The following is a 15,613-nucleotide window of genomic DNA, read 5'->3' as shown; positions in this document are numbered from 1 at the left end:
GGTTTACCGGGCCAGCACCCTTTTTAACATATGGTAAAGGTTTCCTCCCCATCCTTAGCAACCTTTGTCTCATTAAACAGAAAAAAATGAGCAAAAAAGTAGTCCTGATCACAGGAACCAACAGCGGCTTCGGCTGGCTGACCGCGCACAGCATAGCGGCCCTCGGACACCAGGTGTATGCCACCATGCGGGATACCCAGGGAAAAAACAAAGATAAAGCCGAAGCTTTATCAGCAGTACCCAACGTAAGCGTATTGGACGTCACGCTAACCGATGATGCCAGCGTTCAAAAGGCCGTCGACCGTATCCTCAGTGAAACCGGCCGTATCGATGTATTGGTCAACAACGCCGGTTTCGCACTCAACGGCGTTGCCGAAAGTTTTACCACAGCAAACGTACAGGCCATCTTCGATGTGAACACCTTCGCCCCATGGCGTTTCATCAAAGCCGTATTGCCCGCCATGCGTCAACAGGCCGAGGGCCTGATCGTCAACGTCACCAGCGGTTTTGGCCGCGTGGCCTTCCCTTTCGCCACCATCTATGCCGGTTCCAAATTCGGACTGGAGGGCATCAGTGAAGGCCTGCATTACGAAGTCAAACGTTTGGGCATCGATGTCGCCATCCTGGAGCCGGGCGCATTCCCTACAGAAATGAACCAGAAAACGCAGTACGCCTCCGACCAATCCGTCTTCGAAGCCTACCAGGCCATCGCAGACCTGCCGGGCAAAATGATCAGCGCACTGGGCGGAGCCATGCAAACACACCAGCCTGATCCGCAAATGGTCGCTGACGCCATCATTAACCTGATCAATGCTGAAAAAGGAACACGGCCACTCCGTACCGTAGTCGATCCGATCACCGGCAAATATATCGAGGCGGCAAACGAAGCCGTTGCAGCACAATTCGCACCTGGCCTGACCGTATTTGGCATGGGTGAGCTGCTAAATTAAATTTCAAAAGGCGGGAGACATCAAATACTTTCCCGCCTTTTTTAGCCCTTATAGGAGATTTGGCTACGAGAACAATAGATTCGGTTCGGTCGTCTTGAGCCACGCGTTTGATCTTTGTATCATGAAACTTCTTGAGGGAGCTTCATCATCCTTAAAAAGGAAAACCATCAAATGAACATCATTGTAACCGGATCATTAGGAAATATCAGCCAGCCATTGGCTCAGGAACTGATCGCAAAAGGTCACGAAGTGACCATTATCAGCAGCAAGGCAGATAAGGTACCAGCCATTGAAGCCTTAGGTGCCAAAGCAGCTATTGGCGCAATTGAAGACACCAAATTCTTGAGCAGCACATTTCAGGGTGCAGATGCCGTATACGCCATGAACCCGCCAAACTTCGCGGCGTCCGACCAGATCTCCTATTACACGAACGTCGCCCACTCCTATGCCGAAGCGATCAAAAACACCGGCGTTAAACGATTGGTTTATTTAAGCAGCTATGGCGCCGACCTGGAAAAAGGGAATGGGATCATCCGGGGTTCGCATCTGAGTGAAGATATCCTGCGCCAACTGGAAGGTGTTAACGTTACTTTTTTGCGCCCTGGCTATTTTTATTATAACCTGTATCATTTCCTGGGGATGATCAAAAGCCAGGGCATCATCGGTACCAATTTTGGTGGTGAAGATAAACTGGTCATGGTTTCACCCCTGGATATCGCCAGCGCAGCCGCAGAAGAACTGACCGCCGGGTACTCGCAAGCCATTCGTTATATAGTAAGTGATGAAAGAACCTGTAACGAGGTAGCGGCTATGATCGGGGAAACCATCGGCAAACCAGGCCTGCAATGGCTTACTTTCAACGACGAACAAGTGCGTCAATTCATGCTGGATCACGGCCGTCCGGCAGAGATCACCGAGCATCTGGTGGAATTGGGCGCATCCATCCATAACGGGCTGCTGCGCAGCGATTATGAAAAGCATAAACCAGCTTTAGGAAAAACAAAATTGCCGAAGTTCCTCAAAGAGTTTAAATTGCAGTATGAACGAGCTGCTGCGCATTAAAACCATTAGCGGGTTCCATGATTACATGGGCTTGCCCAAACCTGCACACCCGCTGGTCAGTCTCTGGCGCTTCGAGGATGTAAACCGGGAATGCCTGGCACCCTTCAGTCGGATCATGGATTTCTTTTCGATAGCCATCAAACGGAATTTCAACGTCAAAATGAAATATGGACAACAACCCTATGATTTTAACGCAGGGATCATGTTTTGTATGGCACCGGGACAAGTCCTGCGGGTCGAAATGGATCACCACACAGCAAGCAGGCCGGCAGGCTGGAACCTGCTGATCCATCCTGATTTTCTTTGGCACACGTCCTTAGCCAAAACCATCAAAAAATACGCCTACTTCGACTATGCTATCCATGAGGCTTTGTTTCTTTCTGCTAAAGAAGAAGAATTGTTGATCAGCATCATGCAGCGTATTGATGAGGAATGCCGGGCGAACCAGGACCAATTCAGCCAGGAAGTAATTATCGCGCAGATCGAACTCCTGCTCAAATATACCGACCGCTTTTACCATCGGCAGTTCCTGACTCGCAAAATGGGGACACACGAAATACTCGCCCGTTTGGAACAAATCTTAAATGTATATTTTACAAACGACCATATGCGCTTGCCCAGCGTCAACGAGATCGCGGAACAATTGCACATCTCACCCAATTACCTGAGCGGCCTGCTTAAAACCCTCACCGGTCAAAGCACGCAGCAGCATATCCATGACAAGCTGATCGAAAAAGCCAAGGAAAAACTTTCAACCACCAACCTGAGCATCAGCGAGATCGCCTATGCTTTTGGTTTTGAACACCCCCAATCCTTCAGTAAGCTATTCAAAGCAAAAACTGAGATCTCTCCCCAGGATTTTCGTCAAGCATTCAATTGATCATTCTTCAGGCTTTCTCCTGCGGTGAAAGAATTCTACCTGATGCTGTGGTTTGACCTGTATTTGAATAGCTTTATTCAAAAGGTTTGATTTTTCGAGTTCATCTAATATCCCTAATACAAAGTTTTCAGTGAACAAATGATTGGTTATGTAGGGTATAAACAGATCAAAATAACTTATGCCTCCTTTCATTTTAGAAGTAGGTGTGCGAGCTTTTACATAATAATTACTTTTAACAACGAACCCTCTATCTTCAATTTTATTAATCAAGTGGATACCATTAAATAACGACATTACGACCGTTTGCCCAAAGTAGACCTCTTTTAATAAGTCATTGTCAATCTCATGCCAAAATAATGGTACTGTGCCGGGAATATCTTTATCGCCCGGTTTCGAATCATAAAGCAGCGAGCTTATCAACACGGCATTATCGTTAGAATTCACGTCGATTAAACCCCGTACGATTTCCTCCAACTGCTTGCTGATTTTGGACCCTAAATTTTTATAGTCCCTATGTGAAAGATGCTTGTACAGACTCAACTTTTTCAATTTCACGCAAGAGAAGGCGACTCCGGAACTAGCTTTGATAAATCCAACCGTATTTACTTTGGTTTTGCTTAAAAGCGATTGAATTTCCGATTTATAGGAGGGATCAACCAAATTACTTTGGGATGAGTTTGGATCGTGTTTCCCTTTTAAAAGATTTGCAATTCCCAGTTGTTGCCGCCCTGTCCTATTTTTCTCTAATTCAGGAATTATTATCCGTTTATTATCAGACACTCTTCCAGGTTTCTTTCTGAAAAGTGTTATATTGGTTTCCAATCTATCTTCTGCAACCCAACGAGTTTTTAATTCACCTATTTGAGTAACCTTCATCTTTCTTAAATCGATAAAACTAAAATCACCATATCGGAGAATATTAGTAATGCCGTGGAATAACGTAAACTCGCCTTCGATGTGTTTTATATTTCTCAAAAACTCCAATTCGCCTCTTTCACCGTTACCGGCAGTGTGATTAACCACTTTTTGATGGGATAAATGATCCGCTAATAGTTCGAGATCATTATGATAAAAGAAATAGGCGTAAGCATCACCAATTGCTTTTGCGATATTAACAACGTAATCGATACCTTCTTTATATCCAGCCAATTGCCTCATCTTTCCTTTAAACCAACGCTCGTTAAAGGTTTTTCTTCGAGTGACATAATCTTTTTCTTTTATTATAATTTTGTCTCGCAACGAATGCAATCGAAATATAGCGGTTGCTAGGCGCAATTGAAATGCGATAAATCTATCGGTAAATTGGTTGTCCTTTATGGAATTAGTCTTGAGATCAACCAAAAAATCCCAACAAAATAACAAATCATTTTCTGCCGAGTTGATTGCATTTTCGATTGTCGCGTTCGTCATGTCCTTAAGTTTGATTTCTCTTCAATTTAAATGAATATTACTAATATAAAATTAGTTACGTTCAAAAGATTAGATTAAAAAAATCACAAAAAATAACCACCCCAGCAGTTAAGGCTTTGCAACGAATCGTTTGAATTATTGAATCTTTTATGGCTCTACAATCCGGAACCATGAAAATAGTTTATATCTTTGCTAAATAGGTGCAAGCGGTCTGACTATTTAAGAGTGATTTATTATGTGACCTATAATTGAATGAAAACACAAAGCATTGGCATATAGCTGAAATTGAATCGGGTATTGTTCCCTAACTAACCAAGCCCGAGAATTTAAAATGTCTCATTGCTACCCTATATCATTCCATTTCTTTGTCTACATTTTCACTAGAATACTTGCTCAACACATCTATAAATCCTATATTTATAATAATAAACTAAGTAGCATAATAAGGTCTATTAGTAGCGATTTGGTGAGCACATAGTGAGCAGTGTCAAAAGCCAAAATCTTGATATTGAAAGTGAGCCTGTTACGTGATTTTTTACGTTCCCTCCGGCTCCACAAAATCACTTACCGTAAGTTGAACGTATGTTTGGCTTGCGGTTTTTTTGTTATAAACTACAACATATAATTATATTCGTATTATAAAGAAAAAGCCAACAATAGATACTTAAACCTTGCACGAACGTATATGAGTTACGATTTATTTTTTTACAAACAAAAAGGCAAAGAAATTTCAACAGATAAAATTTCTCAATATTTGTCAGAAAATTTGGTTCATGTAAATGAAAGTGGCACACAATGGTTTTTTGAAAACAAAGACACAGAGGTTTATTTTTCATTTGACTATAACGAACCCGATGGTGATTATCAATCTGAAGAAGATATAGTGCCTATTGATGATTTTGATGACACAAACTTTTCATTCAACCTAAATTTTATGCGTCCAAGCTTTTTTGGAAGTGAGGCTTTCTTATTTGTGGAACAATTTTGTAAAGACTTAGATCTGTTTGTATTAAATCCCCAATCTGATTCTGAGAATCCTTATAAACCCAATAAACAAGAGCAATTTGGCATCTGGAGCAAGACAAATTTGTGGGCAAGTAAAGATCACTTCAATGAAATGCAAAGTTGTTACCTAAGTGAAAAGGAATGTTATAAAGTTTGGGAATACAATTTAAACAGACAGCAATTGCAGCAAAAACTTGGGGACGGTTATTTTGTTCCTAAAATCTTTTTTTTTAAAATCAAACAAAATAATGAGCCAATTACGTTAACCACTTGGACTGAACACATCCCTATTATCTTGCCAACCACGGATTATATTTTATTAGTCAGACAATACAAGAGGCTTTTCCGAACAGTTAAAGACACCGTTTTAGTTTCCCGGGAAAACCTTTTAAATGAGTTTGGTAACTATTTTGACGAATATGATTTTCCTGACTGTAAAATAATACATCAAGGCAAAGCCGATCAGGTTAAAAACAAGTTCAATTCAATAAAGTCAGAAAAGGAACTTGGCGAATTTGCGGAAAGATTAGCGATGGAACACTTATTCAATGCAAAGCCGGAATAAATTAATCATCAATTGTGGCTTTCATCTGCCGGTTTTTCCATTGCCTCAACCGCATCAAGCAAGTCTTTAAGCAAAAGCAAATAATCTTCGTTTCCACGTGATAAAGGGGGATTCGGTTCTAACTCATTAATCCCCTTGCCTCCACTGAATTCAATGTTAAAACAGACTGAAAGCCTGCAAATCTAATGACTGCAGGCTTTTGTTTTTTAGTCAAAAGGCTATATTATTCATCAATTCCCATTTAAAAGGAGAGTAATTCGGTGAGTAGCTTTTTTAAAATCACTACTCACCAAAACGGCTTATTGAACTGAATGGGCACGGCCGCCGTACGGGTTTTCGCGTTTGATCGGTAGCCTCACAGTAACGGTGGCGTGATATTTAATTGGTTTACGAAACAATTTGGTGATTTTCGGGAAGCTTTTGATATCGACCAATTCATCCTACCGAAACCACAATCGCTAAACACCTTGAAATTATTAGTATTACAAAAGCCGGAACCAAAAATCCATCCCTTTCTGCCATTAAGAATGGTTAATAAATACTTAGTCTTTCAAAAGCCGTAATTCATAAACAGGTCCGGCAACTGAACCTGCATCCGCCTGGAACTTTATCATGAGCGTTTGATTCGAACCGTATTTCAGTTGTTTAGGAAGCTCATATTCGACTGTATAAAAGGAATCACTTTTACCTCCCTTCAGATCAACTTTCACCAACTCTTGTCCGTTAACAAAAATTGTAAACTTATGGTTCCATTCCGTGCCGAAATAAGTGACACTGATTTTTGTTGCGGCTTTATTTTTATCAGTGAGTTTATAACTGAACCAACCTGATGCAGACCGGAAATGCCTGTTGAAACGAACACCGGCAAACGAATTATCACTTTCCATAAAATGATCAGATTCCGGTTGCTGTTCTCCCGCTGTTGCCATATCAATTGTATTGGCAGCAAGTTTTGCTTCCCGGGCATCATCTTCCGCAAGTTTCGCCTGCAATTCGCCGAAACCCCTGGCCGATTCTTTTCGCCAGTACACAACATAACGGGCATCCTGTATTTTGTAGAACGGCACCAGTTTTAAGCTGCTGTATTTAGCCGGATAGATGAGCTTTTTCGCTGTAAAAGACATCGGCGTGCCCTCGTCCCTGATTATCATTGCCGCGTCGTTAATGGAATCACTTACAAAAACGGGCATATCTGCAAGTTTGTATAACTCGCCAGCAGCAATATGGCCCATCCTGCTGTCGTCGGCTTCGCGGCCTTTTTCTGCAAGCGTATCAATCACAGAAGCAAGTACGATCGGGCCGTGCAACACGGCTTCATAATTAGCCCCGTCGGGAAGTTTCTCTGTTGTTGTTTGCATTGGCAGCCGCACGCTAATGATATCCCCCTTCTGCCATTTTCTATTTAGCTGTACATATGATGACGGCTTGGATTTAACAGTTACAGGCTTGCCGTTGATAGTAATTCCCAATGCCCCTGCCTTAACCCATGAAGGGTACCGGATATTTAACCCAAATGAATTACCACCGGTTTTCAGCACCCTGAGGGTTGTTGCTTCCTGCTCCGGAAAGTTGTTTTCCTGTTTCAGTATCAAACCTTTTTCTTTCCAGGTTAGCTCAGATGGGATAAAAAGATTAATATACAGTTGGTTATCTGTATGGGTATAAATCATTTTTCCGTACTTGGCGTGATTTTCCATACCAGAGCCAACGCAGCACCACATACTGGTTTGCGGCTGGGAATAAACCCTGTAATGCCCCGGGCGCATGGGCGTAAAGTACACAAAGCCACCTTTCCCCGGCCGCTGTGTTGTGAGGATATGGTTATACAATGCCCTCTCGTAATAATCTATATAAGCTATTTCCGGATCTGATAAGTACAAATCTTCGGTAAGCTTAAGCATGTTATAAGTATTACAGGTTTCCGGCCCCTCTACACTTGAAATCATGGTAGAGAAATCTGTAGCCGGATTGAAATGTTCCCTGACACTGTTCCCCCCGGTGGCAACGGTGCGATGGTTTACCACAGTTTGCCAAAAGAATGCCGCAGCATGATTATAGGCGGTATCACCGCTGTAATCGGCAATTCGCTTAAATCCGATCACTTTCGGGATCTGCGTATTGGCGTGTAAATTATCAAGCTTGTCCTGGTTGTTTTCAAGCGGCTGAAGGATGGCCTGATGAGAAAAACTATAGGCCGAATTAAGGTATTTCTTATCGCCGGTAATGCCATATACATCGGCCAGCACCTCATTGACACCCCCGTGTTCGTTGCCCAGCAGTTGCTGCATTTGCTGCTGGGTGAGCGCAGCACTGATTTTGCAAAACCAGTCGGCCAGTTTGATGAGCATAGCTTTTGCAGTTTGATTATCCTCGTACCACCAGGCATCGCGCAGCCCGGCGAATACTTTATGAATATTATAGAAAGGCACCCATTTTTTATTGAAACCTGCAAAGTTGCCTTTCATTACCTGCGGCCACAGCTCGCGGCTCCCCGGCACACCGCCAAGATATCCATCGCCATTTTTATCCTGGCATAATTTAAGTTCATTAATCATGTAGTCGAGGCGCTGGCGGATGCGGCTGTCGCCGGTAGAAGCGTACATCATAGCCAGGGCCGAAAGATAATGCCCCCCAATATGCCCATCCAGGCCCGAATTTTCCCAATTAGTATAGCTTTCAGCTTTTTGCGGCAGCCCTGCTTCCCGTCGAAAAGGTGCAAGCAAACGGTCGGGCTTTAGGGCGAGCATATAATTCAGGTCGGTTTGTTCCTGTTCCTTAAAGATCCCCGGCAGCAGCCTCACATTTTGCAGAGGAAAGCTTTTAACAGCCTGTTTTTGCTGGGCCTGCAGCAAAAATGGATAAAGAATTAATAAGAAAGAAAGATGCTTCATAATTGGTTAGCAACCGGCAAAATGCGGGTATTAATTGTTAAAACAACAATAAAAAACGAATGTACGTGCGGACAGGCTTTAAAGCAACTCTTTTTTAAATTAAATGCAATTAATTAAGCAGCTTGTTTAACAGCAGGTACGCTCACCAACTTAAAAAAACAGAAGAATAAAAAGTGATTTTCTCCCGGGGCGCGGGTATGCAGCGCGGCTCAATTTCAACATATAACCGGGCAGTCACGAGTATCCGGCCTCTCCTATCCGGGGCTGCGACACCCGCACCGGGGGGGGGGTTAACAGGGTTAACATAAATTCGGGTTATTTTTACTTAAAATACTGATATTCAAATATTTAAGCAAAAACTAATGTTAACCCCCTCAATTGCTGAAATAAATTCAGATCAACAGCATTCAAATTACTGTAAATCAATTATTTATAAAAAAAACAATTGCAATACATTTTAAATACTAAAAATATTAGCAATTGTAAAAGTAATTCCCTATCTTTATTTGAAAGATCACTAAACCTAATGAAAGCCGAAAACGCCTTGACAAATTCACCCCCTTCGTATGAAAAGATTAGCAGTGTATTAGCGTTGGAAAAGATCACCTTAGCTGATATCGAAAATTTTACCGGTGCCGAACGTGATTACCTCGGGGAAATTACAACCGAAATGTTGGAACGGTTAAAAGGAGAAGAAAGGGACAGCTATATAAATAAAATTGCGGATATCGTTCATCCAAGTACTAATGACCAGATCTGGGAGCAGAACCACTTTTTAATTGGCCGGGCTATCTCCAAACTGATAGGCCAATATGGTTCAATGCCCCCTAAATTTATAATAGCACGCGAAACCGGCCTGAGCAGGCAAACCGTTGCCAAACACCTTGCAGATTATAAAGCACATCCGCAATACCATGCCGAAATGGAGCAATTTAAATATCTGGCCCCTAACATACTGGCCGGCGTTTGTAAGCGTGCCTGCAACGGCGACGTGAAGGCCGCCCGGCTCTATTTTGAAATGGTTGGCGCATTAAATAATCAACAGCCCAATACCGTTATCAACGAGCAAAACAACTACATACAAATAAACAATACCATATTAAGCCAGGAAAACCTGAAACAGTTAAGCAAGGAACAGTTGAATCAAATTGAGGGGATTATCAGCGGGATTGGTGGGAAGTGAATTTGGGTTAAATGATGTGATTTGGGTTTTTTGGGTTGGCAAAATTATGCCCTATTGAATTGCTTGAGGTAGTATCTGTAGATTTGTATAATATCTGCTCACAATAGGATAACCCCATTCCTGGTGCGGAGGGAAATGGCCTCCCTTTGGCTCAGGTATTCGGAGTGTTGCATTGAGAAGTCACAAGGATCCAACCTACTACAGCCGGCTCTGCGATATTCGGGCCGGTTGAATGGTTGTATTTGAGCTATGTTACGTTAAGTTTCTTTTGCATTACCTGATAATGGTTACGGTTCCTGACAAGGGAGTTGATCCATTTTTGAGGTTGATAACATAATAGTAGACGCTACCGGGGACCCCGGAACCCTTAAACCTACCATCCCACGCTATCCCATAGCCTACAGAACTAAATAATTTCTCGCCATAGCGGTTAAATATTTCAACTGTGCATCCCGGATACGATTCAATATTTTTAATTACCCAATTATCGTTTACCCCATCGCCATTAGGTGTAAAAACATTTGGTATGACCAAAGGCGATTCGGTACTGTTAACAGTAAGTATACCGTCGATATAAATAAATTTATAGTTAACGGCCTGCGCACCATTTACTATTATGGGATATTGCCCCGCGGCAGATAGCATAGTGGCCGTTGTGGTTATAAACGGCTGTATGCTCAATTGTAAAGTACTTTCGTTGTTTACAAAACCGTTGTAAGTTACTGTCAATGTGGGGTTTTGATCGCCCGCTATCTTGCTTTTGTTATCCGCGGTAATGGTTAGCGTAGCCGGATCAACTATGATATCATTTGATACATAGGTTATAGTATAATTAGCAGGGTTAAAACTGCCACCGATAGCGGCTGATGGTGTCACCGAACCGGTATATGTGTTTACGGCAGCATTGCTGGCAGCGCCAGTATTATATGTGATATTCACGCTGCCAACTGTTTCTGCATTTTTTAAACCAAAGGAGTTAAAAACAGAAGAGCCTGTTTGGTTTGTAAGTGTTGTGCCGTAATTTTTTGAAACACTATTTACGCTTATTGTTAATGGAACTGGTGATACCGTGCTGTTAGGCATAACAATATTAACCGTTTCTGCACCGCTGCTGCTTAGTACAATATTACCTGTATAGTTTCCTGTTGCTGTTTTGTTAGTTAGGCGGATATATACCGGCAAATTGGTTAATTGTGGGGAATAGGGAATGGAAACAACGCTTGTAAATATCACATTATCCATGCTTATTTCAAAACCCTGAGGTGCCGCCACAGAAACAGCTGATGCTAAATTAATACCGGATATGGTAAATACTGCCGGCGCTGATACGGTTCCGTAAATTGTATTAACAGGCGCGGGCGCATCTGCTGTTGATAGGGTTGGTGATAAGGCCGCATCTACCGTAATGGTAAAAGTAATGGGGGATCCGCCGCAATCCGCCCCGGGCGTTATAAAATTGCCAAGTGATACCGGGTTAACGCCCACCTGAATAGTTTTAATTACAGTATTGTTGGTAGCGTTAATTACAGAAACGGTATTATCATCAAAATTGGTTACATAAATATTGCTGCCATCCGGGCTTACTGAAACTCCCTCCGGATTTTTGCCGACTGATATGCTACCTTCTACACTGTTTGTTATGCTATTAATAATCGATATTGTATTTGTAGTTGAATTTGCAACATAAACATGACTTCCATCGGCGTTTATAGCCATCGCTGTTGGATTGGCACCCACAGGAACTACAGCGGTTACCATTGCTGTTGACAAATCAACCACCGAGACACTGGATGCTCCGTAATTGCTTACATAAAGTCGTTTCCCATCCGGGCTTATCACTATGCCCTGTGGCAGGCTTCCTACCGTTATGGTGGCCACAACGCTGTTTGTTACTGCATCAATAACCGAAACATCGTTTGAATTTGAATTTGCAACGTATACCCTTCCTCCATCAGGACTCACTATAATCCCATCCGGAAAAGGACCTACCGGAATAACAGCCACCTTTTGATCAGTTAAGGTATTGATGACAGTAACGGTACCCGGTCCGTTATTTGTTACATACACGCGGCTACCATCTGGATTTACGGCGATACCATAAGATGAGTTTACTTCTATTGTAGAAGATACAGTATTACTGGCAGTATTGATAACGGATACCGTATTTGAATAATGATCAGTTACATAAACCTTTTTACCGTTGGGAGTGGCAACAACGCCTACAGCGCCTGAACCTACTGGCACTATAGCTACTACTGCATTGGAGGCAGTATTGATAACAGAAACAGTACCATCGCCCGAGTTTGCGATATAGGCGTAACTATTCAAATACGGAGTTACTGTAATAGTTGCCTTAATCGGACTGCCGGTAGCATTTTTTGTTATAAATGAACCGATATTTCCTACGCCACTTGCGGCCAGCCCAATGCCGGGATTATCATTAATCCAAGTGTAAGTATTAGCGGTGCCGGTGAAAGTTATTGCAGTGCTGGCCGCTCCTGACGCCAGCGACTGATCCGCAACCTGCCCCATGTCCGGTAACGCTTTTATAATCCCACTAACTGCAATTGCTTTATTTGAAGCGCCTGTTGAACTTAATATAACATTACCAACTATATCACCTGCCAATTGTGCCGCTGCGGCGCGTACATAAACGATAACATTATCAACAATTCCTGCTACCGGTGAAATAGTTAAATTATTACTGTAGCCGATACCCTTGTTGAATGATACTTCAAAACCAACTGGCGGTTTTACAATAACATTTGCGCTTAGGTTATGTGCCGAAACAGTAAACTGCTGAATGTTTGGACTGACAGAAACTGAGCCCGCACAGGCAGAGATATTGCCTGTTACCGCACCGGCAGATAAAGATGGAAAAGTTGAATTTACTGTTATTTTAAACCTGGTTGGTACACTACTACAAATACTGCCGCCCGTCACAAAATCACCTATTGTATTTGGTTGTGCACCCACCTTTACTGATGCAACTACCTGATTGGAAGCGGTATTAATGACCCAGACATCGTTAGACCGGAAACATGCCACATAAGCTAAATCGCCATCAGGGGTAAGGGAAATACCCAAAGGGGCCTGCCCTACTGTTATTACTGCAGCAACAGCTTTGGTTTCGGCATTAATAACAGATACAGTGTTTGAGGCCGAATTGCTGGTATAAATCCATTTACCATCGGGGCTTACTGTTATCCCCTGCGGATGCGTGCCACCCGCTGAAATCGCCTCAAAAGTGTTGCTTTGCGTATTAATTATGCCAATTGTACCCGTGTAGGCGCTGCCAACGTAAACACGGCTTCCGTCGGGGCTTATTGCCATACCCCAGGGCTCTGTACCTACACCAATCGTTTTTACACTTGATCCATTAATCGTATTAATGATGCTTACCGTTTTGGCATCATAATTTGCAACATACAAACGGCTGCCATCAGGGCTTACAACGGCTGTTACCGGTTTATCTCCTACAGAGATTGTACGGGTTACGGTATTGGTACCCGCATTTATAACGGATACGTTATCATCGTTATAATTTAAGGCATATACGTTGGTTCCATCGGGGCTCGCTACTACATAATAAGGGTACGAGCCTACTTTAACGTTGGTTATAAGCGTATTATTTACAGCGTCGATAACCGATATATCGCCGCTGGCCGAGTTGGCTACATATACTCTTTTTTTATCGGGGCTTACAGAAACCCCTATTGGGCTGTTACCAACGCCGATAGTTGATACTACCTTATTGGTTGCTGTATTAATTACCGAAACAGTATTAGCACCAACGTTTGAAATATAAGCCATACCCGATATCATCGTGCTCACCGATAAATTGGCGGTAACCGGATCAGTGCCGGTATTTGTAGCAATAAATGAGGCGATATTTCCCGTGCCGGTTGCCGACAGCCCAATGCCGGGATTGTCATTTGTCCATTTGTAAACATTGCCGCTCCCTGTAAAGTTTATGGGGTTAGTAGCGGTCCCGTTGTCTTTGATTTGATCAGCTACGGGATTTACCGTGGGGAGACCGGTTATAACACCTTTTACAGAGATATTATGATTTGCCGAACCCGAAGACGATAAAACGATATTACCGGATATAGCGCCGGCTGTAGATAACGCAGCCACCCGGACATAAATTTTTGTATCATTTACTATTCCACCAGTTTGGGTAAGTATTACTGTATTTGCATAACTACCTACAGCGTTAAGCGATACCTCAAACCCTGGCGGGGCTGTAACCTTAATATTACCTGTGAGATATTTTCCCGAAGCAATAAACTGCTGAATATTGGGGCTTGTTGAAGGCGTACCAATGCAGGCGGTAGCGGTACCTGTAACAGCACCCGCGGTAATTACCGGTGGTGGGTTTACCGTAATGGTAAAGGTAACAGGCGGGCACGTCGGCCCCGAAACAAAGTTTCCTAAAGATTCATGATATATCCCAACGGTATTTGTGGAAATCACCCTGTTAGTGGCGGTGTTAATCCTCACCACATTATTATCTATTATATTGTTTATTACATATAAAATGCTGCCGTCTCCGGTTAACGATACACCTAAAGGAGACTCGCCAACAGGTATTGTAGCTACAATGGCATTGTTTGATATATCTATAACCGATATACTTCCCGAGCCGGTGTTGGCAACATATAGTCTGTCACCGGCATTGTTTATTGAAATCGCTGTTGCCGCTGTACCAACAGGTATGGTATTTACAACTGCACCCGTAACTGTGTTTATAACAGCAATACCACTAAGCGTAGTAACGTACAGTCGGCTGTCATCAGGACTTAAAGCAATACCCCATCCTGCCATGCCGGTATTAATGGTTTGCAAAACCGTATTGTTGGAAGTATTTATAACGAAAACGTTGCCGCCACCATGTGAAACATACACACGACCACCATCCTTAGTAATTGCCAACCCATTAGGATCCCTGCCTACATGGATAGTTGCCTGTACAGTATTTGTAATAGTATTGATAACTGAAACAAAATCAGCCCGCTGATTTGAAACATATAAACGGCTACCGCCCGGACTCACTACAACCTGATATGCCGGGCCCGCCAAAATAGGTATTGTAGCAATTATGGCGTTAGTTGCCGTATTAATCACAATTACTGTGTTATTATCAAAACTTGTAACATATAAACGGCTACCGTCAGGGCTTAATGATGCTGATGATGGAAACCGTCCCACCGGAATAGTAGCTATAACCGTGTTATTAGCAACATTTACAACCGATATACTACCAGAAGGCTCTGAGTTCGGTATGTACGCGAAGCCCTTAAGGGCAGGCTTGGCCGTTATTGTAGCTACAATTGGAACGGTAGTGTTATTAACCGCTGTAAATGAAGCAATATCACCGTTGCCGCTGGCAGCTAAACCAATACCGCTATTATTATTAGTCCAATTATAAACACAGCCTCCTGCCGAAAAGTTGACTGCTTTTGTAATTGCACCAGCGGTTACTACCTGGTTAGTTTGCGCCTGCGTACCCGCACAAAGTAATAATTCTATAACTATAACAAGTAAAAATCTGATCATGGTTTAGGATGTGTCCCTGAGATGAGCGTCGTCAATGCCCCCTCATCTTGACTGATTTTATTAATGCCCGAATATATTAATTTATCGTTTAAGGTTTCTATATCTAAT

8 protein-coding genes are annotated in these 15,613 nt (G+C 42.7%); 5 read left to right on the top strand and 3 right to left on the bottom strand.

Translation table 11 applies throughout. The features are described 5' to 3' along the window. Window positions 1-86 precede the first annotated feature (86 nt). The 3 genes from SNE26_RS07630 (at window position 87) to SNE26_RS07620 (ending at window position 2,892) form a co-directional block, all read left to right on the top strand. Window positions 87-950 (top strand): SDR family oxidoreductase, encoded by an 864-nt coding sequence (locus SNE26_RS07630; protein ID WP_321558767.1) that lies wholly within the window; start codon window positions 87-89, stop codon window positions 948-950. 171 nt (window positions 951-1,121) lie between these two features. Continuing rightward, window positions 1,122-2,012 carry an NAD(P)H-binding protein gene (locus tag SNE26_RS07625; protein ID WP_321558766.1) on the top strand — a complete coding sequence of 297 codons (891 nt, stop codon included), beginning with the start codon at window positions 1,122-1,124 and terminating at the stop codon, window positions 2,010-2,012. Continuing rightward, entirely contained in the window at window positions 1,990-2,892 is a 903-nt protein-coding gene (locus SNE26_RS07620; RefSeq protein WP_321558765.1) for a helix-turn-helix transcriptional regulator, read from the top strand. Before SNE26_RS07625 ends, SNE26_RS07620 begins: the two co-directional genes overlap by 23 nt. Here SNE26_RS07620 and SNE26_RS07615 read toward each other — a convergent pair whose 3' ends face one another. Next, window positions 2,893-4,302 (bottom strand): hypothetical protein, encoded by a 1,410-nt coding sequence (locus SNE26_RS07615; RefSeq protein WP_321558764.1) that lies wholly within the window; start codon window positions 4,300-4,302, stop codon window positions 2,893-2,895. It abuts the gene before it with no gap. Between the two features lie 685 nt (window positions 4,303-4,987). Between SNE26_RS07615 and SNE26_RS07610 the strand changes: the two genes are divergently transcribed. Next, window positions 4,988-5,872, top strand: a complete 885-nt coding sequence (locus SNE26_RS07610; RefSeq protein ID WP_321558763.1) for a hypothetical protein — start codon at window positions 4,988-4,990, stop codon at window positions 5,870-5,872. A gap of 542 nt (window positions 5,873-6,414) precedes the next feature. Here SNE26_RS07610 and SNE26_RS07605 read toward each other — a convergent pair. Beyond that, on the bottom strand, window positions 6,415-8,763 hold the full coding sequence (locus SNE26_RS07605) for a glycoside hydrolase family 127 protein (RefSeq protein WP_321558762.1): 2,349 nt from the start codon (window positions 8,761-8,763) through the stop codon (window positions 6,415-6,417). Window positions 8,764-9,289: 526 nt separating this feature from the next. Between SNE26_RS07605 and SNE26_RS07600 the strand changes: the two genes are divergently transcribed. After that, window positions 9,290-9,946: a hypothetical protein gene (locus SNE26_RS07600; protein WP_321558761.1), complete on the top strand. Its 657-nt coding sequence runs from the start codon at window positions 9,290-9,292 to the stop codon at window positions 9,944-9,946. A gap of 273 nt (window positions 9,947-10,219) precedes the next feature. Here the strand turns inward: SNE26_RS07600 and SNE26_RS07595 are convergent, their stop codons facing one another. Beyond that, the gene (locus tag SNE26_RS07595; RefSeq protein ID WP_321558760.1) at window positions 10,220-15,505 is read right to left on the bottom strand and encodes a beta-propeller fold lactonase family protein; all 5,286 of its coding nucleotides are present in this window, start codon (window positions 15,503-15,505) and stop codon (window positions 10,220-10,222) included. Window positions 15,506-15,613: the final 108 nt, after the last annotated feature.

The organism is Mucilaginibacter sp. cycad4 (assembly GCF_034263275.1).
Classification (GTDB): Bacteria; Bacteroidota; Bacteroidia; order Sphingobacteriales; family Sphingobacteriaceae; genus Mucilaginibacter.
Note: the sequence above shows the minus strand (reverse complement) of the source record. Positions and strands in the feature narration are given on the sequence as shown.

Coding starts and splice junctions, on each gene's coding strand:
- SNE26_RS07595 (WP_321558760.1), bottom strand. CDS start 15,505: ATGATCAGATTTTTACTTGTTATAGTTATAGAATTATTACTTTGTGCG.
- SNE26_RS07625 (WP_321558766.1), top strand. CDS start 1,122: ATGAACATCATTGTAACCGGATCATTAGGAAATATCAGCCAGCCATTG.
- SNE26_RS07610 (WP_321558763.1), top strand. CDS start 4,988: ATGAGTTACGATTTATTTTTTTACAAACAAAAAGGCAAAGAAATTTCA.
- SNE26_RS07600 (WP_321558761.1), top strand. CDS start 9,290: ATGAAAGCCGAAAACGCCTTGACAAATTCACCCCCTTCGTATGAAAAG.
- SNE26_RS07615 (WP_321558764.1), bottom strand. CDS start 4,302: ATGACGAACGCGACAATCGAAAATGCAATCAACTCGGCAGAAAATGAT.
- SNE26_RS07630 (WP_321558767.1), top strand. CDS start 87: ATGAGCAAAAAAGTAGTCCTGATCACAGGAACCAACAGCGGCTTCGGC.
- SNE26_RS07605 (WP_321558762.1), bottom strand. CDS start 8,763: ATGAAGCATCTTTCTTTCTTATTAATTCTTTATCCATTTTTGCTGCAG.
- SNE26_RS07620 (WP_321558765.1), top strand. CDS start 1,990: ATGAACGAGCTGCTGCGCATTAAAACCATTAGCGGGTTCCATGATTAC.